The organism is Marinomonas ostreistagni (assembly GCF_016888445.1).
GTDB classification, from domain to species: domain Bacteria; phylum Pseudomonadota; class Gammaproteobacteria; order Pseudomonadales; family Marinomonadaceae; genus Marinomonas; species Marinomonas ostreistagni.
In genome coordinates this window covers 135,387-156,733 of the sequence record NZ_JAFEKF010000001.1, presented here as the reverse complement: position 1 = coordinate 156,733, position 21,347 = coordinate 135,387, and the positions used below count along the sequence as shown (strand labels likewise).

The following is a 21,347-nucleotide window of genomic DNA, read 5'->3' as shown; positions in this document are numbered from 1 at the left end:
AAACAGCCTTCTAAACTAAACCTAGTACGTTATAACGCATCGCCAAGCGCGCCAGCTCTACATCGCTTTCGACGTCTAGCTTGGTAAAAATACGTTTACGGAAGGTACTGACCGTTTTATCTGATACATGTAAGCGATCCGCGATCACTTTGGTTTTGACACAATCAACAATCATTTGCGCCACTTGTAGCTCACGATCAGACAATTCATCAAAAGGCGATTCAGCACCGTTCTTCATAGTACGAGATAACGCGACCTTTTGCGCCACCACACGTGACAAATATTGTTGACCTTTTAAGACAGTATCAATGGCTTCTAGTAACTCTGGCATATCCGAGCCTTTGGCCACGTAACCACTGGCACCTGCTTCCATCATTTTTGATGGGTATGGCGCATCGTCATTGGCCGACAAGGCAATGACTTTGGTTTCTGGATAGAGTCGTTTGATTTCACGCGTTGCTCCCAAACCGCCGATCCCGGGCATGTGCACATCCATCAACACAATATCAATACGCTCTTTGCGTAGTATGTCTAGTGCTTCTTCACCACTGTGTACGGTGGCCCACACATCTACGCCCTCAATGTCTTCAATGACACGCTTGATCCCTTCACACACCACAGTGTGATCATCGACGATTAGAATTTTACGCATCTCAACCTCATTTAGAGCTTTGCTATATAGTATGAGATATTACCGTTTACTTAACTTTTCGAAAACACGTAAACACTTACAAATCGTAGAGAATTGTAAGAGACATAACTAAAAGTAATTATTACTAGCCGTTATTCATGCTTAAGCGGGTAATTCTTGTTGGTAGCCCATGTCTTGCAAAGCCTGTTGCGCGCGTGCTCGGTACTGAGCGCGGATCGCTGTGCCCGCCGTTTTGTGAAGATAGTATAAATGCGGGGCAACCTGCTCCTCACTCACTTGCAGCTCCTGAGCAATGCTGCGCATCAGGTTTTCCAGCGCAGGGGCAGGTTTATGTTCAACCATTACCACTTCTGGCACATGCAAGGCCTCACCGTTGATCACACGATCCACCAGCGCCACATAATGCTTTTCAAATAGCGGCCAGGTCACTCGCTCATCTTCAGTACGTAAGCGATACCAACCCGCCTCTGCACCGGCAAAATACACCGCCGGATGCGACCATTTCACCTTGCGCGGGTCATAGGTGCACTGACACGCCTCGAGATAGGCTTGACGAGGCTCCGGTAAACCATAAGCACGATAGGCCGTATGGATTACTGACAAAAATTCGGAAATCGTCGGCGGCCAAGCAAAACGCTCTTTGGTGCGCTCTACCGCATACGCCAGCAGCGGCTCTTGAAAGCCTTTTAAGGCGATCGCCCACTCGCGCTTAGCAAGCTTGACCTCTTCGGTGGTGGCATAAGCCGAAGCAAATTTATGAGTGTAAATCGCCTTAAATCGCGCAAACAGCATATTGACCAATACGCGAGTGCGTTGCTCGGCCTCATGGGAAGCTTGGCTTTGTTGGCTTTGCTGCCCTTGTTCGCTACCAGTCTGTGTCGTGGATGTTGGTGAGGGCGTTGCTAACTTGCTCGCGACTGGATTTAGAATTTGCTGAATAGGTTGCGGTTCCTTCATGGGACTGACGATCCGATTGCTTGTATTGCCATTGACGTTTTACGTACTTAAAAAACTCACTGTTCCAAGTACGCACATTTTTGCGCTGCTCTTTGATGCGCAACAAAAATTCCGGCAGCAGCGCTTGAGCAAAACCACGCTCAATACCCGCCTGCTGAATTTGTTCAAGCGTCGCTTCTTCAGGCAGCCATTGATCCGGTTGGCGGTTACGCTCTTTTGCCTCTAAATATAGATCAAAATCGGTCAAACCTCGGCGATCACTCGGAGCAGGACTCGTCGCTGGGGCATAAGACTCACTGGGTTCACGTGACGCACGCGGACTGTATTGCGGCGCACTACTTGGCTCTTTATGCGCGGCTTCTTGCTGTAGACGCGATAGCTTACTCAGCATTTCACCACCGTCCGCCTCTGAGGATTGCGCGGCAGTGGTGCTACTCGAAGGCTTAGGTTTCACCTCACCTGGAGCCTCTAACATAATCTCCAAGCCTGCGTCGCTACGACGAAACTGAAGGCGCTGAGCCACTTGCAGAGTGGTCATCAATCGCACCGTGTAAGGCGCAGTCCAAAACGGCAACATGTCGACCAGTTCGCGATGCGAGACTTTGATTTGGCGACTGCCCAAATGATGAGCACGCTGCTGTAAGAAGGTTAGCAAGACACTTTCTTCAAGCCCTAACTCGCACGCCAAATTAAACGAAACAGGTAATGTAAAATCAGAAGCAACCATAAACTCGACATATCATTGGATGGTGGAACAGTTTAACAAAAGGCAAACGCATAAGCACGATAACTCGCGCGCCAAGCGCGAATCAAGCTTTGTCAAAACGGCCTAACATAAAATTATGACCGCTACATTTCTTTACAGTGAAATCATATTGACAGGCCAAATTTACGCTCCTATGCTGGAAATGTGCCGCGAGGTTAGAGTCCTTCCAACCTCCAAAAAATCGGCCAACTTTACCGAGGAGAAAGTTGTATGTATACAATAAATATCACAGGTCATCACGTCGACGTCACTCCAGCTATCAAAGATCACATCAATGAGAAAATGCAAAAAATCTCTAAGCTAAGTGATCAAATCACCTCAGTTAACGTGACCCTAATACAGGACAGTAAAGAACAAAAAGCCGAAGCGCGAATACACGTGCCTGGTAAAGAGCTGTTTGCTACCGCATCCTCAGAAGACCGTTTATTCCATGCCATCGATGGCATGATTGAAAAACTAGCGCGTCAGGTAGACAAGCACAAAAACAAGCAAACCGCAGGTAACCATAAAGCCGCCGTTGCTTCTTAAACAGTACATCACTAAACAAATCGCAACGCCCACTTCTTTTAAGTGGGCGTTTTTGTTGTTACCACGGTATAAAATCAGTTGAAGTTTTGAACTCCTACCCTCATAGTTTGTCTTAACTCTAAGCATTTTCTTAAAAGGAGAACTTCGATCATGCGTTATACCGATGCCCTTTCGACACACACGTCCCAAGCGGCGAACAAAACGCTGCGTAATACCTACGGCCTACTGGCTTTAACATTACTGTTCAGTGCGTTCACGGCTGGCATAAGCATGGTAATGAACTTGCCACATCCTGGCCTGATCATCACCTTGGTAGGTTTCTATGGATTGCTTTTCCTAACACACAAATGCCGCAACAGCGCTATGGGCTTATTGTGCGTCTTTGCACTTACTGGTTTTATGGGCCTAACTCTAGGACCGATCCTTAACGCCTACCTAAGCATGCAAAACGGTGCAGCACTGATTATGAGTGCGTTAGGTATGACAGGTCTGTCATTCTTAGGTCTTTCAGCTTACGCCATTGTTTCTAAGAAAGACTTTAGCTTCCTAGGCGGCTTCATCACAGTTGGCTTCTTTGCACTGTTGTTCGCTATGATCGCAGGCTTCTTTATCCAGCTGCCAGCGTTGCAAATCTTCATCTCAGTCGGTTTCACTTTGTTCTCTGCGGCGATCATTTTGCTGCAAACCAGTGAAATCGTTCGTGGTGGTGAAACCAACTACATCATCGCCACAGTGAACTTATATGTTTCACTATACAACATGTTCCTAAGCTTGCTATCTCTATTTGGCATGGCAAGTGACGACTAAACATGCTTGATAAGCTTTTCAAAGGCCGCTGACTGCGGCCTTTTTTATGTGTAAACTTCTCTATTTGACTTGCATATCAGATGAATTATTCAATATTTATAACGGGCAGCCCGACGCAATCCCGCGCGTGCCAAAGCGCATTAAGCTTTGCCGAGGCAGCCATCGCCAGCGGACATACCATTCAGGGGGTGTTCTTGTATGAAGAAGCCGTACTGCTCGCCAACGCCTTTGCCATGCCGCCGCGTGATGAAAGCAACCTTCGCGCTGAATGGGTAGCGTTCGCAACCGAGCACAACATCCCTCTAAAAGTCTGCATCGCAGCGGCTATTCGTCGCGGCATTCTGAATCCGGCGGAAGCCCAGCGCCATGAGCTCAACCATCACAATCTCAGTGAAGGCTTTGAGCTTGAAGGCCTAGGCAGTTTTATCGATATGTCTCTGGGCTCAGATAAAGTGATGAGGTTTAAGTAGCATGAAAGATACACTGATTTATCTGTCTAGCTCGCCATACCAAAGCACAGCGGCCAAAGAGGCATTAGATCTTGCCTTGGTATTGGGCACGTTTGAGCAGCCGGTGAGTTTATGTGTCACGGGTGATGCACTAGCGATATTAAGTGACGGCCAAGCTCCTAGCCAACGTCACGGTAAGCACCTGTTCAAACTGCTCGACGGCCTCGAATTTTATGACATTGAAAACGTCTACGTTAGAGACTCGGAGATAAGCCAGCTGAGCTCACCTCTTTGGTCAGGCGTGCAGGCATTAAGCGACGAGCAGTGGCACACAATGCTGCAGCAACCTGCTGCGATTTACCGTTTTTAAGGGCCATTATGAAACTCTATCAGATCAACCAGAGCCTCTACCCTGTTACGGTTGAACAGGATTGGCTTAATACCTTACAACAAGGCGATGCGGTCTTATTCATGGAATCCGGCGTATTAAAAGTCCAGCAATGTCGAGCGCAAATCGAACTGCTTGATGAGCGTGGCGTGCTGATTTTTTATCGCCAATCAGACCTTGATAGCTACGCGGTTAAGCCCCTAATTGGTCACGGCATTTCCGACCAAGAATGGGTTGAATTAACTACTCGCAGCCACCCAATCGTAAGCTGGTAACTATGACTGCACCTGAATTATTTGATGAAGAAGGCTACTTACTCGACCTAAACGACTGGAACGAGTCGCTTGCCCAAGAAGTTGCCGCCAAAGAAGGCCTTGACTTGACGCCCGCTCACTGGGAAATCATTCATGTATTGCGCGACTTTTACACGCAATTTGAAGTATCCCCAGCCATGCGACCGTTAGTCAAAGCAGTGACCAAAGCGCTAGGCCCGGACAAAGGCAAAAGCATTTACCTGATGCAGCTTTTTCCTGGTAGCCCACCTAAGCTTGCCGCCAAGATAGCAGGATTGCCCAAGCCCGCCAATTGCTTATAAAAAAAGGCAGCCGTATGGCTGCCTTTTTACACTGTGCTGTAATTAAGCGCTGAACCACGCCAATTTATCTTGTAAGGTCACCACCTCACCGATGATCAACAAAGCGGGAGATTTGACTTCATTTTGCTGCGCCACGCCGACCACATCTTTTATGGTTGAAGTAAACACACGCTGCTCAGAAGAAGTGCCTTTTTCCACAATCGCCACTGGCATAGATGGGCGCATACCAAAACGAATCAATGACTGACTGATCGATTCAAGCCCGGTTAAGCCCATGTAGATGACTAAGGTTTGTGACGGATGTACCAGTTCATCCCATGGTAACTCAGTCGTACCATCCTTTAGGTGACCAGTTAAAAAACGTACTGATTGCGCGTAATCACGGTGCGTCAGTGGAATGCCAGCATAGGCGGCACAGCCTGCTGCAGCGGTTACGCCTGGCACAACTTCAAACGATACGCCCTCTTCTACCAACTCCTCAAGCTCTTCGCCACCGCGACCAAAGATAAAGGGATCGCCACCTTTAAGGCGCACCACGACTTTACCTTCTTTTGCTTTGCGCGCTAGCAAAGAGTTGATTTGGTCTTGCGGTAGGCTGTGCAAGGACTTCGCCTTACCCACGTAAAGCTTCTCGGTCGCTTCGGGAATCATCGCAATAATATCCGCCCCCACCAAACGATCGTACAGCACCACATCGGCTTGCTGTAACAAGCGGTGCGCTTTGATGGTAAGAAGATCTGGGTCGCCAGGACCAGCGCCCACTAAAAATACTTTGCCTGTCATCATTTTCACTCAAACACAAAGGCCCCTTAGTCAGGGGCCTTTGTTAATACTTTCCCATCGGGCAATTAACCGATAACGGTTTTACCACCCATGTAAGGCACTAATACTTCAGGCACAGTGACTGTACCATCGGCATTTTGGTAGTTTTCAAGAATCGCCACCAAGGTACGACCGACCGCAAGGCCAGAGCCATTTAGCGTGTGTGCTAGCTCAGGCTTGCCGGTTTCAGGGTTACGCCAGCGCGCCTGCATACGACGTGCTTGGAAGTCGCCCATGTTCGAACAAGACGAAATCTCACGGAATTTTTGCTGACCTGGTAGCCACACTTCGATGTCGTAGGTTTTGTGTGCTGAGAAACCTAAGTCGCCGCCACACAAAATCACCGTGCGGTACGGTAAGTTTAGCTGCTGTAAGATCGTCTCGGCGTGGCCCGTCAACTCTTCTAGTGCTTGCGTTGATCGATCTGGACGACAGATGTGTACCAATTCAACTTTTTCAAACTGATGTTGGCGAATCATACCACGGGTATCGCGACCGTAGCTGCCAGCTTCACTACGGAAACATGGCGTGTGCGCCACAAATTTCTGATGCAGATCCGCATCATTTAGGATCTCATCACGCGCCACGTTAGTCACGGGTACTTCTGCCGTCGGGATCAAGTATAGATCACTGTTGCCACTGTCTTTGTCCACTGGCACTTTAAACAGGTCCGCTTCAAACTTCGGCAACTGACCCGTGCCTTTTAGAGAGGCAGAGTTTACTAGGTACGGCACGTAAATTTCAGAGTAACCGTGGTTCTCAATGTGCGTATTAAGCATAAACTGAATCAAAGCGCGGTGCATGCGCGCCAAGTCTGAACGCATGACGGCAAAACGAGAGCCGGTAATTTTAGCCGCTAATTCAAAATCCAACATGCCTAGAGCAGCGCCCACATCGACATGATCTTTAACTTCAAAATCAAAGCTGCGTGGCTCGCCCCAACGACGAATTTCGACGTTATCGTCTTCGCTTTCACCTTCTGGCACAGACTCGTGTGGCACGTTCGGAATGCTTTCTAACAAACGGTCCATTTCCGCCTGAACATCGACGAGCTTCTGCTTGGCGCTTGCCAAGTCATCACCCAATGTGGCGGTTTGAGCTTTAAGGTCCTCGGCAAGGGCTTTGTCACCTGCCTTCATCGCAGCACCGATTTCTTTAGACACGGAGTTACGGGACTGTTGCAGCGTTTCCGTTTCAATCTGAATGGCTTTACGGCGCTCTTCTAGATTCGAGAACGTCGCTACATCTAACTCAAAGCCTTTTTTCTTTAGTAAAGCGGCAATCGCTTCAGGGTCCGCCCGTAGAGCTTTAATGTCTAACATTGCTGCAACAAAACCTTATGTAATTAAAAATAAATGTCGTTTGGGATAGATCAAAATGCGCGTGTTAGGCCGATTCCGGCGGCCAGCGCCAAAATGCCTAGCAAACAGCTTAATGATAAATAGCTTAGCGCTGTTAGCCAAGCTTGCTGATTAAAGAGTGACACAATTTCTAAAGAAAAAGTGGAAAAGGTGGTAAAAGCGCCTAAAAAGCCCACCATGATTAGCGGCCGGTAGGGCTCTAAGGCTGGCATACGCTCGCTAATCAGCACAAACGCAACCCCCATCAAAAAACTGCCCAGCACATTAATAGTCAGAGTAGCTAGGGGAAAATGCATCGCCCAAGACTGGTTGATCCAACGTGTCAGTCCATAACGCGACAAGGCGCCAAGGGCGCCTCCCAAGGCAATCATCACATACATCACTGGCCAAAGTCCTCATGACGATAACGCTGTAGCGGACTTAATTGATCCAGTTGCTCAAGCCAAGACAGCTTCTCACCGATTTTTTTCTCAAGACCACGGTCGGTTGGCTGATAGTAGCGCTCACCGATAAGCTCTGGCGGCAAATACTTTTCACCCGCCGCATAAGCATGCTCTTCGGAGTGAGCGTAACGGTAGTCCTCACCATGCCCCATTTCTTTCGCTAAACTAGTAGGCGCATTACGCAAATGATTGGGCACTTCAAGACTTGGCTGACTGGCCACATCACTCATGGCTTGACTAAAGCCTCGATAGACAGCGTTACTCTTAGGGGCGCAAGCCATATAAACGGCTGCTTGGGCAATCGCACGATTGCCTTCATAAGGACCGACACGATCGAATATATCCCACGCATTAAGGCCTACTTGCAGCGCCCTTGGATCCGCATTGCCAATGTCTTCTGAAGCAATCGCAAGCAAACGACGAGCAATATAAAGTGGATCACAACCACCATCGAGCATACGCGCCATCCAATACAAAGCACCGTCAGGCGAAGAGCCACGCACGGACTTATGGAACGCTGATATCTGATCGTAAAATACATCCCCGCCTTTGTCGTAGCGACGAATACTACCACCTAGCACATCTTCTAGTTGCGCATCGGTGACTGACTCACCGTCTTCGACAAAGTCGGCCAAGATTTCTAAAAAGTTTAAACTGCGGCGCACATCACCATCAGCCGCTTGGGCAAGAATATCAAGCTGGCGCTCATCAATACGGATATCGCGCTGCCCTAAGCCACGCACTTCATCTTTTAAGGCATGACGCATCACGGCTAGTAGGTCTTCTTTAGCAGGGGTCTGCAAACGATACACACGCGCCCGAGACAGTAACGCTGAGTTAAGCTCAAAGGCAGGGTTTTCGGTGGTTGCACCGACAAACAAAAACGTGCCATCTTCGATAAACGGCAAAAAGGCATCTTGCTGGGATTTATTAAAGCGATGCACCTCATCGACAAACAATAAGGTCGCCTTTTGGGTCATCAAGCGCCACTGTTTGGCGTCATCCACTGCGGCTCGGATGTCTTTCACACCAGACATCACTGCCGATAATTCGATAAATTTAGCGTCCAATGAGTGCGCAAACAGCTGCGCAAAAGTGGTTTTACCAACGCCTGGCGGGCCCCACAAAATAAACGAGTGCCCTTGGCGTCGTTCCACCATTTTACGTAAAGGTTTGCCTTCGCCAACTAAATGCTGTTGACCGACATACTCATCTAAAGTTTTGGGACGCATACGTGCTGCCAACGGCTGCATCATATCCACTTCATTGGCGCTAAATAAATCGTCCATCTATTACTGCTCGACAATCACATCAACGGAATCAGGCAGATCAACTACAAAGTTTTCCTCTGACACCCCTTCATGAGCCTCAATACTGGCAAACTCAATCACTGTGGTCTGACCGAGCACATCGCGAATACTCATGGCACTGATCTCGCCATCATCAAAAGCTAAGGTCAGCGTATCAAACATATCTTCTTCGCCCTGTGGCTTTAAGCGATATTTTTCACCGCTAAGCTCACTCACTTGATAATGCGCAATGACCTTATCAGATGATTCACCTAACAACGCTGCAGGCGATTCACCAAGCGTACCGGCAATCGGTTTACGTGTGGCTTGCTCTAAATCCACATCCCAAATCGTTACCCACTCACCATCTGAGACAATGCGCTGTGGAAACGGCGCGACCGTATCCCAGACAAAGCGATTTGGCGCGGCGAGGAGGAAGACGCCACTACTGGCTTGCACTTCATCGCCTTGCTCATTGTAGGTCGTTTGGCGAAACTCACCCTCAACATTACGGTTTTGATCCAACAACTTGGACAAGGCCTGCTCACCATCGGCCCACACCGACACACTTAGTAACGCCAACAACAGTCCAACACACTGACGTACGACTTTCACGCTACCCATAATCACTCCTACGTTGATGTTTATTCTGGTATTAGAATTTCACGCTGGCCATTGGTTCCCATTGGTCCCACTAATCCAGCGGATTCCATCGCTTCCACTAGATTGGCCGCGCGGTTATAGCCGATCTTAAGGCGTCGCTGGATAGAGGAGATAGAAGCTTTACGTGTTTCTATCACTATTTTCACAGCTTCGTCGTAGAGCGCATCTTTATCTTCGCCACCGCCAGAAGTTAACTCTTCGGCACTCACGGTCACATCATTGATGTATTGTGGCTCACCACGCGCTTTCCACTCTTCTACCACGGCATGAACTTCATCGTCGGATACGAAAGCACCATGCACTCGAATCGGCGTAGGCAAACCTGCTGGTAAATACAGCATGTCACCTTGTCCTAATAGCTGATCAGCGCCACCTTGGTCTAAGATGGTACGAGAGTCAATTTTGGATGATACTTGGAATGCCATACGCGTCGGGATATTGGCTTTAATCAAACCAGTAATTACATCCACCGATGGACGCTGAGTCGCTAATACCAAGTGTATGCCGGCGGCACGTGCTTTTTGTGCAATACGCGCAATCAGCTCTTCCACTTTTTTGCCGACAATCATCATCATGTCAGCAAACTCGTCGACAACGATGACAATGTAAGGAAGTGGCTCAAGATGTGGCACCGTTCGGGCCACACCGTCTTCTGAGAACATCGCCATTTCGGGCGTCCAAAGTGGATCCTCGATCGGCTCTCCGGCAGCCGCGGCTTCGCGCACTTTTTTGTTAAAACCGGCGATATTACGCACCCCTAACTTCGCCATCAGCTTGTAACGACGCTCCATTTCATCCACCGACCAACGCAAGCCATTGGCCGCATCTTTCATGTCGGTGATCACTGGCGTGAGCAAGTGTGGAATGCCTTCATAGATTGACAGCTCAAGCATTTTAGGGTCGACCATGATCATACGCACTTCGTCTGGTGTCGACTTAAGCAGCATACTTAAGATCATAGCATTCACCCCCACAGACTTACCCGAGCCTGTGGTACCCGCGACCAAGACATGGGGCATTTTCGCCAAGTCCACCACCACAGGTTCACCGGAAATATCATGACCTAATGAAAGTGTTAACGGCGAGCTGGCGTTGTCATACATCGGAGTATTGATAACTTCGGAGAAATAAACGGTGTCGCGAATCTGATTAGGAATCTCAATACCGATGGTCGATTTACCCGCAATGACTTCTACTACACGCACACTCATCACACTTAAAGAGCGCGCTAAGTCTTTGGCTAAGTTGGTAATTCGCGAAACCTTAACACCCGGCGCTGGCTGGATTTCAAAGCGTGTAATCACAGGACCAGGGTTCACCTCGACCACCTCGGCTTTAACACCAAAGTCCTGCAAACGCTGCTCGAGAAGCGCGGATAAGTTCAGTAATTCCTCTTCCGTGTAGCCGCCTTGCTTTGGCTTAGGCTGAGTCAATACACTGCGATCTGGCAACGTGTAAGCGGCTTCAGTGCGCTCAACTTCAGCGCTGGGCCCACCTAAACTCTCTAAACGTTTGGCTTCTGATAAGGTTTTTACCGCCGGTTTATGACCCGAGGTTTGCAATACATCTTCCACTGGCGCAGCCTGACGCGTACTTGGCTTAGGCGCCACAGCAGACTCAGGCACTTGCACCTCCGCTGTTTGCGGCTCAGCGTATGCTGAAGGTTCCTCGTTTGGCTCAGACTCTGGTGCTACTTCTGGCTCTGGTGTTACGTCAGGCGCTTGTGCCCTAGGCTGCCAGTTTTCCAAGTCGTCTGGTGCTGCCGTGTCGCTTGCTGGGGTCGATTTACGCTGCCCCCATACATCGTCAAATTGCAGTTCGTCGGCAGCAGGCTCTACATAGAGCGTATCACCAAAATCCAGCTGATCATCGTCGATTGCCACGCCATCTAACCCAGCAAAGCTTGGTTCTACATGCGCCTGGCTTGAGTTAGCGGCAGGCGCTTGGCGCCAGGACACTTCATCTTCATTAGGTTCATCGTCGACATCAGAACGGCGTAGTTTGGCTTTCAGTCGCTGCCATACTGAGGGCAATTCGTCTGTATCTTCTTCTGGCTCATCAACCTTAGTCGCACCACCTGGTGTCAGCGCGTCTTTAATACGCTTTTTGCGGAAAATAGCCGGCTTATCAATATCACTGCTGGCCTCTTCTGCTTGCTTGTCTTTTTTAACTTTTTCCGGCTTGGCTTCTTTTGGCTCACGGGCCAGCTTCGCCTGTAACCACTGATAAGCCTGGGTAGCACGCTCACCAATAAATTCAAGTAACTGACTCCAATGTATTTGTGCCAGCAAAGTAAAGGCCAACACAAAAAGCGCCAAACTCACCAGAGTGGCGCCATCATAGCCGATCCAATGGTATAAGGTTTGCCCCAGCGCTTGGCCTAAAATGCCGCCTGCGCCAAATTGCAAAGCTCCATCACCCACTGTATGCAAGAAGCAAAGCGCAGAACCAAAGCTCAGGTATAAGATACTGCCAACCACACAGATTAAGGCGTTATTGAGGGGGATTAATTGATGTGGATTGCGCCACAAGATATAGGCGACTAACAGAAACAGTAATGGTAACGAATAAAACAGACTGCCAAAAAACGCTGCCATCAAGTCTGCCAAAACCGCGCCGATGACGCCCATTGAATTCTGTGTGGCAGCACCACTGCCCGAATAAAACCATCCAGCATCTCCAGGATGGTAACTGTATGTCGCAAAGGCAAAAAATAAAAAAAACAGCAGCGCAGTAATAAACGCAGCTTGCTTTGCAAACGTCCCCCAGATGGGCGATCCGACTGACTCACTCCGTGCTTGTGTCAAAAGCCACCTTCCAAAAACTAAATACTCACTATAGGGACCGCTAGCTTACCATAAAAAAAGCCAGCCCGAAGGGCTGGCTTGCTGTTTTACAAAGAACAGAGAATCTTAGAATGAAACGTACGCACCAATGGTGGTTGCTTCTTTTTCGACTTCATTACCCGTATCAGAGTCAATTTGGTCGCCATCTAGGTAGGTCGCGAAGTAAGTGATATCACCCACTGTGTAGTAAGCGGTCAACTCAGCGTTATCTACGTCGTTTTCAAGATCTGCAGAGAACTGAGCAGAGATCGCAAACGCTTCAGTAATGGCAATATCGGCACCGAGCACAGCGGATTCGAAGTCAGCATCATTGATCTCACCACCTGAGTAAGATGCGATCAGCACAGCTTGGCCCATTGGCACTTTCAAACCTAGAGAGTAATCAGTGACTTCTAATGTTTCAGTAACATTACCTTCGTCATTCTTATCACCTTCGTAAGAACCCGCAGATAAACCTAGCGTTGCGCCGTTAAGGTCATGCTCGTAAGAGAATGCACCACCCACACCATCAAAGCCTTCCGCCATTTCAGCTGCGACTGTAAAATTGTCCGTAACCTTGTAGCGTACACCTAGATCGGTTTTTTCACCGTCTTCGTACTCGCCTTCTTCCCAAACTGCAGCATTGTAGGCTGCATCGACCGATACAGAACCATCAAAGTCACCAAACGATACCGCACCGACTTTCACGTAAGCTTCATCAAGGTCGAAACCGGCATTTTCAGCACCATCACCACCTTCCATGTCAAGGTCGAAGTACACTAGACCCGTATCCATGATGATGTTCACTTCACCTTCTGAAGTCCAATTCTCATTACCACTTTCTGCATGGTAATTAAGACCAGCCTCGCCAGAGAAAACTGGTTCTGCTGCCAATGTTGAAGTAGATACCGCAGCTGCTACCGCTGATACTGCAAAGACAGAAGCTAGTTTGATCGCTTTCATTCAAGATTCCCCTTGTAATTTTATAAATAGGTCAATGACCTAAAAACAGGCTTAAATTCTTATTTTTCTTTTAAATCAATAACTTGAAGAATTTTAAGCGCTATCAGTTCAAGTTTATGGCACCCCATAAAACCAAACCCCCAGTCATAAGACGCACTTATTTGTGTGATTTTTTTGCACGTTTCGCTGAGATAGATTGATTAAAACGGAGTAACATATGAACGGTCAAGTATTTTTGACACTTTTTATGAATTATTTTTGCACTATTCACAAAATAACTATATTTAAGCAAATAAATATCACTTAAAGTGATTAAATTAAGGCTAAAAAATGCACAAAAGCTCTACACAACATGAAAAGCTCACCATTGAGCGTATTTCCATAGACGCCATAGGCTTAGATTTTGGATAATATGAGAGGCATCAATAACTAGGGGTTATCTAAGATATGCATAAAAACTCTACTGAGGAGTCATTCGTAGTGCCTGAATTAGTCCTACTTACCGAATCAGTGCAAGACACGCCAGATCCTTTTAGAGCCCTCACGGACCCAGAGGGCCTATCTGCAGTAGGTGGTGATTTAAAGCCAGAAAGGCTTATTCATTTGTATCAACATGGCTTTTTCCCTTGGTATAGCGACCCCGACCCAATTCTTTGGTGGCATCCCTTGGAGCGCTGCACACTCATTCCAAGCGACTTTCACTTAAGTCGATCGCTGAAAAAAGCTATCAATAGAGAGACTTGGAGCTGGAAAGTTAACCATAATTTCGACCAAGCGATTGAAACCTGCCGTAGTTTGCGAGCCCAAGCAGAAGGCACTTGGATCTCCAAAGATGTCATCGCCGCCTACAGCGCGTTACAAAAAAAAGGTTATGCCTTTTCTATGGAAGTCTTCTGCAACGGTGAGCTGGCAGGTGGTTTTTACGGCGTAGCCATGGGGCGGATGTTTTTTGGCGAGTCCATGTTTTCGTTGCAAGCCAATGGCTCAAAGGTTGCCCTTTGGCAGTTTTGTCAGCTTTGCCCCGAGCTTGGAATTGACTTAATTGACTGTCAGGTGCATTCTGACCACTTAATATCATTGGGTGCTCAGATGCAATCCAAGCAATCGTTTGTCGATGACTTGCACAAACTCATCCCAACCCCTAGCCAAAACCATAAACTGTTGGCTCTGGCAGGCTCTAATACTCTTCAAGCAGTACATATCGCTTAAGGCTAAATTTGCTTTTTCGCGCTATTTTGGGCAAAATAGCGCCGAAATTTTAGCAAACTCGCCAATCAAAAGCCTATTTTTAGCCTAAATAGCGAGAGAATGCTTAACCTTAATTAAGAACAGGACACTGATTGTGGCAAAAGAAGATAGCATTGAAATGGAAGGTGTCATCGTTGACACTTTGCCAAACACTATGTTCCGTGTGGAACTTGAAAATGGTCACGTTGTGACAGCGCATATCTCTGGCAAGATGCGTAAAAACTACATTCGAATTTTGACTGGTGACAAAGTTAAGGTAGAACTAACACCTTACGATTTGTCCAAAGGTCGTATTGTTTACCGTTCTCGTTAATTTCGAGCACGCTAGGCAACAAAAAGGCCGCTTAACCTAGGTTAAGCGGCCTTTTTGTATTTAGGGACTGTGTGAACAGCCCCTAACACTGATTTAACAGTTCACAGCCTCTTTCTTAACCGAGAAATCGAGTTCGTCTTTCTCTTCGTTAAGGGAGACGCTTACTACCCCACCTTCGACCAGGTCGCCAAACAGTATCATATTGGCAAGGGGTTTCTTAAGATGCTCTTGGATCACGCGCGCCATCGGACGAGCGCCCATCTGACGGTCATAACCTTTGTTGGCCAACCAGCCTCGCGCGGTATCACTCACTTCGATCATAACGCCTTTGGCATCTAACTGCGCCTGCAGCTCAACCAAGAATTTATCAACCACATTAAAGATTACTTGCTCATCTAGCTGCTTAAACTGAATCACAGCATCTAAGCGGTTGCGGAATTCTGGTGTGAAAGTCTTATTAATGACTTCCATACCGTCGGTTGAGTTATCCTGCAGCGAGAAACCAATCGAGCGCTTAGCAAGCTCTTCAGCGCCAGCATTGGAGGTCATAATCAAGATCACATTACGGAAGTCAGCTTTACGGCCATTATTATCCGTTAAGGTACCATGGTCCATCACCTGCAAAAGTAGGTTGAAGACTTCAGGATGCGCTTTTTCAATCTCATCCAGCAGCACCACACTGTGTGGATTTTTGGTAACCGCTTCGGTTAACAAACCACCTTGGTCAAAACCAACGTAACCTGGTGGCGCACCGATCAAACGTGACACCGCATGACGCTCCATGTACTCGGACATATCAAAGCGAATTAACTCTAATCCCATGATCTTGGCAAGTTGACGCGTCACCTCAGTTTTACCCACACCGGTTGGGCCGGCCATTAGGAACGAGCCAATCGGTTTTTGGTCAGCTTTTAGACCAGCTCGAGACAATTTAATCGCATCGGAGAGTGATTCGATCGCGCCATCTTGACCAAACACCACCATTTTAAGATTGCGCTCTAGGTTACCCAGCACTTGTTTGTCATCCGAGTTAGCCGCTTTCACTGGCACGCGCGCAATCTTAGAAACAATTTCTTCGATGTCCTCGACGGTAATCATCTCTTTGCGCTCATCTTCGGACTTAAGACGTTGATAAGCCCCCGCTTCGTCCACCACATCGATGGCTTTGTCTGGCATGTGGCGATCAGGCACATAACGCTGCGCAAGCTCAGACGCTGCTCGCAACGCCGCATCTTCGTATTTGATCTTATGATGCTCTTCAAAGGAGCCTATGATGCCTTTGAGAATCTCATAGGTATCGTCAACGCTCGGTTCGTTTACGTCAATCTTCTGGAAACGACGCGCCAAGGCATGGTCTTTTTCAAACACCCCACGGAACTCTTGGAAAGTCGTTGAACCAATACAACGCAACTGACCAGAGCTTAGTGCCGGCTTCAAAAGGTTTGAGGCGTCCATAACACCACCTGATGCGGCACCGGCACCGATAATGGTATGAATTTCGTCGATAAACAAAATCGCGTTAGGCTGCTTCTTAAGCTCACCCAACAAATGCTTGAGGCGTTTTTCAAAGTCGCCACGGTATTTGGTACCGGCGAGTAAAGCCCCCAAATCAAGAGAATACACGACCCCATCAGCGATCACATCTGGCACTTCACCATCAACAATACGTTTGGCTAAGCCTTCGGCAATGGCCGTTTTACCAACCCCAGACTCACCCACCAATAACGGGTTATTTTTACGACGGCGGGATAAGGTTTGCACCACACGCTCAACTTCGTATTGACGGCCAATCAGACGATCAATACGCCCTGATTTGGCTTCTTCATTAAGGTTGGTAGCGTATTTTTGCAGTGGCGCTTTAGCAGACTCTTCACCGTCTTCTTCATCTTGCTCAATCGGCTCGTCTTGGGCTGAACCACCTAGTTTAGAAATGCCATGCGCCACAAAATTGACAACATCGATACGAGCGACGTTGTGACGACGCAATAGGTAGACCGCTTGGCTTTCTTGCTCACTAAACATAGCAACCAGCACATTAGCGCCCGTTACTTCACGCTTGCCAGAAGACTGCACATGGAAAACGGCGCGCTGTAGTACACGTTGAAAGCCCAGTGTTGGCTGCACTTCACGCTCTTGGTCATCCTCAGGGATAAGGGGCGTGGTGCTGTCGACGAACTCTTCTAACTCCTTGCTTAGGGTTTCTAAGGTCACGCCACAGGCTTCAAGCACCTTGGCCGCTGCTGCATTGTCGATTAAAGCCAGCAATAAGTGCTCGACCGTCATAAATTCATGACGCTTATCGCGGGCGGCTTTGAACGCATTATTCAAGGTTTGTTCTAGTTCTTTGTCTAGCATCGCTTATCCCTCACTAAAAATCAGTCGACTTTTTGCAAGTCACACATTAGGGGGTGCTCGTTTTGCTCTGAAAACTGCTGCACCATAGCTACTTTGGTTTCCGCAATACCGTAAGGGTAGATGCCACAAACACCCTTGCCTTTGGTATGTACTTCCATCATTACATGCTGGGCTTTTTCTGAATCCATGTTAAAAAAGCGCTGGAGAACGAACACGACAAAATCCATTGGCGTGTAATCATCATTAAACAGTACCACCTGATACATAGAGGGTGGTTGCAGATCGGTTTCATCCGGTGCAATGGCAACCGACGAGTGACCGTTGTCATCGTCCTCTAAATTTAGACTAATTTGCTTCGATGCAAACATCTGGACCTCAAAGACTACAAATATTCACGTTAGTTAGCATTTTCACAATCCCTGAAACAACAAAAACTGGAAAACAATAAGATTTTACAAATACGCAATAGGGTTCTACTCTGATCTATGTGTGGTCAAAAGTTGATCATTTAAACCCTAGCTTGCGCTTGTGGTAAAAGTTTATCAAATTTTGGCCATCGATATTGAACCGAATTTACCAACAGCGTTGATTTGTAGTTCGGCTTTCCCAGCCTTAAGAGTATTGAAGGAGTGACTCATGCACCGTGGATCCGTTAAATGGTTTAATAACGCAAAAGGGTATGGCTTTATCGTATCAGACAGTTTTGATGAAGATTTGTTCATCCACTACTCTGCCATCAATGTCGAAGGCTACAAAACCCTTAAAGCAGGTCAGTCCGTTACCTTTGACGTAACACCAGGCAAACGTGGCTTGCACGCTATTGAGATCACACCAGTAAAAGCAGAGGAAAAGGAAAGCGCAGGCTCAACCGCCTAATCTTTTAGAGTTTTTCACCCCACAACTGGCACCTTTGTTATCATACATCGCAAAGGTGCACACGCGTGCACCAGTATTTAGCCTCATACTAGAGACCTTATGCTGTTAATTCTCAACAAACCTTTTCAGGTATTGAGTCAATTCACCACTGACTCAGACAAAGACACACTCGCCTCGTACGTTGATATTGCGGACATCTATCCTGCTGGACGTCTTGATTATGATTCTGAAGGGCTACTGCTACTTACCGACGAGGGCCCTTTACAGCATCTAATCGCCTCACCTAAATTTAAATTGCCCAAAACCTATTGGGTTCAAGTGGAAGGCGACATTGACGCTGCGGCCATCGAGCAAATGTCACAAGGTGTCACTTTAAAAGATGGGCCGACACGCCCTGCGCAATGCCGCAAAATAGCACCACCCGATATTTGGGAGCGCAACCCTCCGATCCGCGAGCGCGCTAACATACCGACCAGCTGGATTGAGTTAGTCATCAGTGAAGGGAAAAATCGTCAAGTCAGACGCATGACGGCACACGTTGGCTACCCTACATTACGTTTAATTCGTGCAGCGATAGGTCCTTATACCCTTGAAAACCTGTCTCCTGGACAATATTTAATCATACAGCCGACACCAGAACTGACTCAGCAGGTACAAGATTTTGAACGAGACAAAGCGAGCAAGACTTCCACATCTAACCGTCGCCGCTCTAGTAGTGGACGAGCAACAACGGTATCTGATGGTCACCGAAACTCAGGACCGACAAATCGTCATCAACCAGCCCGCCGGTCACGTGGAAAACGGTGAAACCCTCGAACAAGCTGTAATCCGTGAGACACTGGAAGAGTCTGGTTGGCAGGTAACGCCTGAGGCACTACTAGGCATTTACGCTTTTACGCCTTATCAAGGCGCCGATACTTATCATCGCGTTTGCTTTGTCTGTACGCCACAAAAATACGTTACCGAGACATTGGATGAAGACATTTTAGCCGCCAATTGGTTGAGTAAGCCTGAGCTACTCAAGATGCGCCATCGCAGCCCACTCATCATGCAATGCATTGAAGACTTTGAGCAAGGCCAACGCCTACCACTCAGCGCCATTAACAACGTGCATATTGAGCCAAGCTAAAGACCTTAACCGCAACATCCGTTACACTATAGCGCACATTCTAATGACGGGCCTTTACCCCGTTTCCACTATTAGAGAGATCTCATGAGTAAAGCAAACCCTAACGCCTCCATCAAAGTTATTGTCGGCATGTCCGGCGGTGTCGACTCTTCTGTATCGGCCCTACTTCTACAGCAGCAAGGCTACCAAGTCGAAGGCCTGTTTATGAAAAACTGGGACGAAGACGACGGTACAGAATACTGCACCGCTAAAGAAGATCTAGCGGACGCCCAAGCCGTGTGCGACAAGCTTGGTATTCATCTACATACGGCTAACTTTGCCGCAGAATACTGGGACAATGTATTCGAGCATTTCTTAGCCGAATATAAAGCTGGCCGCACGCCCAACCCAGACATTTTGTGTAACAAAGAAATCAAATTCAAAGCGTTTCTAGAATACGCTCTGGCGCTGGGCGCTGATTACATAGCCACAGGCCACTACGTGCGTCGTGGTGAAATTGATGGCGAGCCAGTGCTGCTTAAAGGGTTGGATAACAACAAAGACCAAAGCTACTTCTTATATGCCGTGGGTAAAGAAGAAATTGGTCGCACCTTCTTCCCAGTTGGCGAGCTTGAAAAACCAGAGGTACGTCGCCTAGCGGAAGAGCATGACCTCATTACCCACAATAAAAAAGACAGCACCGGTATCTGCTTTATCGGCGAACGTCGCTTTAAAGACTTCCTAGAGCAATATTTACCCGCCCAACCAGGCAACATCGAAACCCTCGAAGGCGATGTAATCGGCAAACATCATGGCCTGATGTACCACACTATCGGCCAGCGCCAGGGCTTGGGCATTGGTGGACTGTCAAACTACCCAGATGAGCCTTGGTACGTGGTTGAAAAAGACCTACAGCGTAACGTACTCGTCGTCACCCAAGGTGGTCAGCATGAGTCGCTGTACAAAACGCACATGATTGCCGACAACTTTGATTGGGTGGCCCGTGAGAAGCCAGCCATGCCATTAACCTGCATGGCGAAGTGCCGCTACCGTCAGCCAGATCAGGAATGCACCTTGACGGAACTCGCCGACGGTCGTGTGGAAGTAAGCTTCAAAGAGCCACAGCGCGCCATTACACCAGGCCAGTCGGCTGTATTTTACCTTGGCGAGCACTGTCTAGGCGGCGGCATTATCAACGTTGCCTTTAATAAATAATGGCAGGAGGCCCCATGCAACACGATGTAAAAGAACAAGCGATTGCGCTGTCTGCTATCTTCCAAGCGGCAGAACTTGTGGCGACCTTGGCCCGCAAAGGCACGCTTGATGAAACGCATGCTGAGCCATTGCTCAACAGTATTTTGGTGGTCAATGCTGAGCGTACTGAAGACATCTACGGTGGCCAGTTTGATTGCCAAGGCAACTTGGCATTAGGCCGTCGCATCGCTAAGCAAGTAATGGGCAAAGAGCGCGAAGCGGTGAATCCCGATACGATTCGCTATGCATTGAGCATGATCCACCTCGAATCCAAACTGCAAAAAGATGACGCTATGCTCAGTGCTATTGGCCGTCAGCTTGGGCAAGTAGAGCGCCAAAAAGAGCATTTTGAGTCAGTGTTGCATGAAAACATGGTTGCGGGCATCTCTGGCATGTATCAAGACACCTTGAGCAAAATGTCGTTTCGCATCCAAGTGCATGGTGACAGCCGTCATCTGCAGCAACCTCAAATCGCTAACCAGGTACGCGCCCTACTCATGTCAGGCGTACGTGCGGCCATGCTGTGGCGTCAGGTCGGCGGGCGTCGCTGGCACTTGATCTTTAAACGTAAAGCCATCCTGCAACAACTGGATGCACGCTTCTAAGCATCTAACAGAGGGTCAGCTTAAGCTGGCCCTCTTGCGTTTTCATTCCTTGATTCGTCACAATCATTCAGATCAATCTT

General features: G+C 48.1%; 25 protein-coding genes. 13 read left to right on the top strand and 12 right to left on the bottom strand.

Features of this window, described 5'->3' with window-relative positions; translation table 11 throughout:
• Nucleotides 1-10 precede the first annotated feature (10 nt).
• The 3 genes from JQX58_RS00670 to JQX58_RS00660 form a co-directional block, all read right to left on the bottom strand.
• The gene (locus tag JQX58_RS00670) at nucleotides 11-652 is read right to left on the bottom strand and encodes a response regulator (protein WP_204144909.1); all 642 of its coding nucleotides are present in this window, start codon (nucleotides 650-652) and stop codon (nucleotides 11-13) included.
• A 141-nt stretch (nucleotides 653-793) separates the two neighbouring features.
• Nucleotides 794-1,609 carry a replication protein P gene (locus JQX58_RS00665; RefSeq protein WP_239090108.1) on the bottom strand — a complete coding sequence of 272 codons (816 nt, stop codon included), beginning with the start codon at nucleotides 1,607-1,609 and terminating at the stop codon, nucleotides 794-796.
• Entirely contained in the window at nucleotides 1,518-2,336 is an 819-nt protein-coding gene (locus JQX58_RS00660; protein WP_204144908.1) for a DnaT-like ssDNA-binding domain-containing protein, read from the bottom strand. The genes JQX58_RS00665 and JQX58_RS00660 overlap by 92 nt, the downstream gene beginning before the upstream one ends.
• 249 nt (nucleotides 2,337-2,585) lie before the next feature.
• Between JQX58_RS00660 and hpf the strand changes: the two genes are divergently transcribed.
• The 6 genes from hpf to JQX58_RS00630 all read left to right on the top strand — a co-directional run bounded on the left by hpf (nucleotide 2,586) and on the right by JQX58_RS00630 (nucleotide 5,142).
• Nucleotides 2,586-2,903 carry a ribosome hibernation-promoting factor, HPF/YfiA family gene (hpf, locus tag JQX58_RS00655; RefSeq protein ID WP_204144907.1) on the top strand — a complete coding sequence of 106 codons (318 nt, stop codon included), beginning with the start codon at nucleotides 2,586-2,588 and terminating at the stop codon, nucleotides 2,901-2,903.
• A 150-nt stretch (nucleotides 2,904-3,053) separates the two neighbouring features.
• Entirely contained in the window at nucleotides 3,054-3,710 is a 657-nt protein-coding gene (locus JQX58_RS00650) for a Bax inhibitor-1/YccA family protein (protein WP_204144906.1), read from the top strand.
• Nucleotides 3,711-3,790: 80 nt separating this feature from the next.
• Nucleotides 3,791-4,180 (top strand): sulfurtransferase complex subunit TusD, encoded by a 390-nt coding sequence (gene tusD, locus JQX58_RS00645; RefSeq protein WP_204144905.1) that lies wholly within the window; start codon nucleotides 3,791-3,793, stop codon nucleotides 4,178-4,180.
• A gap of 1 nt (nucleotide 4,181) precedes the next feature.
• Entirely contained in the window at nucleotides 4,182-4,529 is a 348-nt protein-coding gene (locus JQX58_RS00640; protein WP_204144904.1) for a DsrE family protein, read from the top strand.
• Between the two features lie 8 nt (nucleotides 4,530-4,537).
• On the top strand, nucleotides 4,538-4,822 hold the full coding sequence (locus tag JQX58_RS00635; protein WP_204144903.1) for a DsrH/TusB family sulfur metabolism protein: 285 nt from the start codon (nucleotides 4,538-4,540) through the stop codon (nucleotides 4,820-4,822).
• Nucleotides 4,823-4,824: 2 nt separating this feature from the next.
• A complete protein-coding gene (locus tag JQX58_RS00630) occupies nucleotides 4,825-5,142 on the top strand; it encodes a TusE/DsrC/DsvC family sulfur relay protein (RefSeq protein WP_204144902.1) in 318 nt (105 codons plus the stop codon).
• 42 nt (nucleotides 5,143-5,184) lie between these two features.
• Here JQX58_RS00630 and cobA read toward each other — a convergent pair whose 3' ends face one another.
• The 7 genes from cobA to JQX58_RS00595 form a co-directional block, all read right to left on the bottom strand.
• Nucleotides 5,185-5,928, bottom strand: a complete 744-nt coding sequence (cobA, locus tag JQX58_RS00625) for a uroporphyrinogen-III C-methyltransferase (protein ID WP_239090107.1) — start codon at nucleotides 5,926-5,928, stop codon at nucleotides 5,185-5,187.
• A gap of 62 nt (nucleotides 5,929-5,990) precedes the next feature.
• Entirely contained in the window at nucleotides 5,991-7,286 is a 1,296-nt protein-coding gene (gene serS / locus JQX58_RS00620) for a serine--tRNA ligase (RefSeq protein WP_204144901.1), read from the bottom strand.
• Between the two features lie 50 nt (nucleotides 7,287-7,336).
• The gene (crcB, locus tag JQX58_RS00615; protein WP_204145795.1) at nucleotides 7,337-7,705 is read right to left on the bottom strand and encodes a fluoride efflux transporter CrcB; all 369 of its coding nucleotides are present in this window, start codon (nucleotides 7,703-7,705) and stop codon (nucleotides 7,337-7,339) included.
• Nucleotides 7,705-9,057, bottom strand: coding sequence for a replication-associated recombination protein A (locus JQX58_RS00610; RefSeq protein ID WP_204144900.1), 1,353 nt, complete (start codon nucleotides 9,055-9,057; stop codon nucleotides 7,705-7,707). Before JQX58_RS00610 ends, crcB begins: the two co-directional genes overlap by 1 nt.
• Nucleotides 9,058-9,060: 3 nt before the next feature.
• Nucleotides 9,061-9,681 carry an outer membrane lipoprotein periplasmic chaperone LolA gene (gene lolA, locus JQX58_RS00605; protein ID WP_204144899.1) on the bottom strand — a complete coding sequence of 207 codons (621 nt, stop codon included), beginning with the start codon at nucleotides 9,679-9,681 and terminating at the stop codon, nucleotides 9,061-9,063.
• A 20-nt stretch (nucleotides 9,682-9,701) separates the two neighbouring features.
• On the bottom strand, nucleotides 9,702-12,527 hold the full coding sequence (locus JQX58_RS00600) for a DNA translocase FtsK (protein ID WP_204144898.1): 2,826 nt from the start codon (nucleotides 12,525-12,527) through the stop codon (nucleotides 9,702-9,704).
• Between the two features lie 105 nt (nucleotides 12,528-12,632).
• Nucleotides 12,633-13,508 (bottom strand): hypothetical protein, encoded by an 876-nt coding sequence (locus JQX58_RS00595; protein ID WP_204144897.1) that lies wholly within the window; start codon nucleotides 13,506-13,508, stop codon nucleotides 12,633-12,635.
• Between the two features lie 480 nt (nucleotides 13,509-13,988).
• On the opposite strand from JQX58_RS00595, the gene aat reads away from it, so the two are divergent.
• Nucleotides 13,989-14,717: a leucyl/phenylalanyl-tRNA--protein transferase gene (aat, locus tag JQX58_RS00590; RefSeq protein WP_338040624.1), complete on the top strand. Its 729-nt coding sequence runs from the start codon at nucleotides 13,989-13,991 to the stop codon at nucleotides 14,715-14,717.
• Between the two features lie 133 nt (nucleotides 14,718-14,850).
• Entirely contained in the window at nucleotides 14,851-15,069 is a 219-nt protein-coding gene (infA, locus tag JQX58_RS00585; protein ID WP_204144895.1) for a translation initiation factor IF-1, read from the top strand.
• Nucleotides 15,070-15,162: 93 nt separating this feature from the next.
• On the opposite strand, the gene clpA is transcribed toward infA, so the two are convergent.
• Nucleotides 15,163-17,424 carry an ATP-dependent Clp protease ATP-binding subunit ClpA gene (gene clpA, locus JQX58_RS00580; protein ID WP_204144894.1) on the bottom strand — a complete coding sequence of 754 codons (2,262 nt, stop codon included), beginning with the start codon at nucleotides 17,422-17,424 and terminating at the stop codon, nucleotides 15,163-15,165.
• A 20-nt stretch (nucleotides 17,425-17,444) separates the two neighbouring features.
• Nucleotides 17,445-17,792 (bottom strand): ATP-dependent Clp protease adapter ClpS, encoded by a 348-nt coding sequence (gene clpS / locus JQX58_RS00575; protein WP_204144893.1) that lies wholly within the window; start codon nucleotides 17,790-17,792, stop codon nucleotides 17,445-17,447.
• Between the two features lie 268 nt (nucleotides 17,793-18,060).
• Here clpS and JQX58_RS00570 point away from each other — a divergent pair, with 268 nt between their 5' ends.
• From JQX58_RS00570 to hflD, 5 genes are all read left to right on the top strand, one after another.
• Nucleotides 18,061-18,300, top strand: coding sequence for a cold shock domain-containing protein (locus JQX58_RS00570; protein WP_204144892.1), 240 nt, complete (start codon nucleotides 18,061-18,063; stop codon nucleotides 18,298-18,300).
• Nucleotides 18,301-18,399: 99 nt separating this feature from the next.
• Complete coding sequence (locus JQX58_RS00565; protein ID WP_204144891.1) at nucleotides 18,400-19,107, top strand: pseudouridine synthase; 708 nt, start codon at nucleotides 18,400-18,402, stop codon at nucleotides 19,105-19,107.
• Complete coding sequence (locus JQX58_RS00560; RefSeq protein ID WP_239090106.1) at nucleotides 19,040-19,429, top strand: NUDIX domain-containing protein; 390 nt, start codon at nucleotides 19,040-19,042, stop codon at nucleotides 19,427-19,429. The genes JQX58_RS00565 and JQX58_RS00560 overlap by 68 nt, the downstream gene beginning before the upstream one ends.
• 84 nt (nucleotides 19,430-19,513) lie before the next feature.
• On the top strand, nucleotides 19,514-20,623 hold the full coding sequence (gene mnmA, locus JQX58_RS00555) for a tRNA 2-thiouridine(34) synthase MnmA (RefSeq protein WP_204144889.1): 1,110 nt from the start codon (nucleotides 19,514-19,516) through the stop codon (nucleotides 20,621-20,623).
• 14 nt (nucleotides 20,624-20,637) lie between these two features.
• Entirely contained in the window at nucleotides 20,638-21,267 is a 630-nt protein-coding gene (gene hflD, locus JQX58_RS00550; protein WP_204144888.1) for a high frequency lysogenization protein HflD, read from the top strand.
• Nucleotides 21,268-21,347: the final 80 nt, after the last annotated feature.

What these genes read in the sequence shown, in the direction of transcription:
- JQX58_RS00670 (WP_204144909.1), bottom strand. Translation starts at nt 652, where the DNA reads ATGCGTAAAATTCTAATCGTCGATGATCACACTGTGGTGTGTGAAGGG.
- JQX58_RS00665 (WP_239090108.1), bottom strand. Translation starts at nt 1,609, where the DNA reads ATGAAGGAACCGCAACCTATTCAGCAAATTCTAAATCCAGTCGCGAGC.
- JQX58_RS00660 (WP_204144908.1), bottom strand. Translation starts at nt 2,336, where the DNA reads ATGGTTGCTTCTGATTTTACATTACCTGTTTCGTTTAATTTGGCGTGC.
- hpf (WP_204144907.1), top strand. Translation starts at nt 2,586, where the DNA reads ATGTATACAATAAATATCACAGGTCATCACGTCGACGTCACTCCAGCT.
- JQX58_RS00650 (WP_204144906.1), top strand. Translation starts at nt 3,054, where the DNA reads ATGCGTTATACCGATGCCCTTTCGACACACACGTCCCAAGCGGCGAAC.
- tusD (WP_204144905.1), top strand. Translation starts at nt 3,791, where the DNA reads ATGAATTATTCAATATTTATAACGGGCAGCCCGACGCAATCCCGCGCG.
- JQX58_RS00640 (WP_204144904.1), top strand. Translation starts at nt 4,182, where the DNA reads ATGAAAGATACACTGATTTATCTGTCTAGCTCGCCATACCAAAGCACA.
- JQX58_RS00635 (WP_204144903.1), top strand. Translation starts at nt 4,538, where the DNA reads ATGAAACTCTATCAGATCAACCAGAGCCTCTACCCTGTTACGGTTGAA.
- JQX58_RS00630 (WP_204144902.1), top strand. Translation starts at nt 4,825, where the DNA reads ATGACTGCACCTGAATTATTTGATGAAGAAGGCTACTTACTCGACCTA.
- cobA (WP_239090107.1), bottom strand. Translation starts at nt 5,928, where the DNA reads ATGATGACAGGCAAAGTATTTTTAGTGGGCGCTGGTCCTGGCGACCCA.
- serS (WP_204144901.1), bottom strand. Translation starts at nt 7,286, where the DNA reads ATGTTAGACATTAAAGCTCTACGGGCGGACCCTGAAGCGATTGCCGCT.
- crcB (WP_204145795.1), bottom strand. Translation starts at nt 7,705, where the DNA reads ATGTATGTGATGATTGCCTTGGGAGGCGCCCTTGGCGCCTTGTCGCGT.
- JQX58_RS00610 (WP_204144900.1), bottom strand. Translation starts at nt 9,057, where the DNA reads ATGGACGATTTATTTAGCGCCAATGAAGTGGATATGATGCAGCCGTTG.
- lolA (WP_204144899.1), bottom strand. Translation starts at nt 9,681, where the DNA reads ATGGGTAGCGTGAAAGTCGTACGTCAGTGTGTTGGACTGTTGTTGGCG.
- JQX58_RS00595 (WP_204144897.1), bottom strand. Translation starts at nt 13,508, where the DNA reads ATGAAAGCGATCAAACTAGCTTCTGTCTTTGCAGTATCAGCGGTAGCA.
- clpA (WP_204144894.1), bottom strand. Translation starts at nt 17,424, where the DNA reads ATGCTAGACAAAGAACTAGAACAAACCTTGAATAATGCGTTCAAAGCC.
- clpS (WP_204144893.1), bottom strand. Translation starts at nt 17,792, where the DNA reads ATGTTTGCATCGAAGCAAATTAGTCTAAATTTAGAGGACGATGACAAC.
- JQX58_RS00570 (WP_204144892.1), top strand. Translation starts at nt 18,061, where the DNA reads ATGCACCGTGGATCCGTTAAATGGTTTAATAACGCAAAAGGGTATGGC.
- JQX58_RS00565 (WP_204144891.1), top strand. Translation starts at nt 18,400, where the DNA reads ATGCTGTTAATTCTCAACAAACCTTTTCAGGTATTGAGTCAATTCACC.
- JQX58_RS00560 (WP_239090106.1), top strand. Translation starts at nt 19,040, where the DNA reads ATGGTCACCGAAACTCAGGACCGACAAATCGTCATCAACCAGCCCGCC.
- mnmA (WP_204144889.1), top strand. Translation starts at nt 19,514, where the DNA reads ATGAGTAAAGCAAACCCTAACGCCTCCATCAAAGTTATTGTCGGCATG.
- hflD (WP_204144888.1), top strand. Translation starts at nt 20,638, where the DNA reads ATGCAACACGATGTAAAAGAACAAGCGATTGCGCTGTCTGCTATCTTC.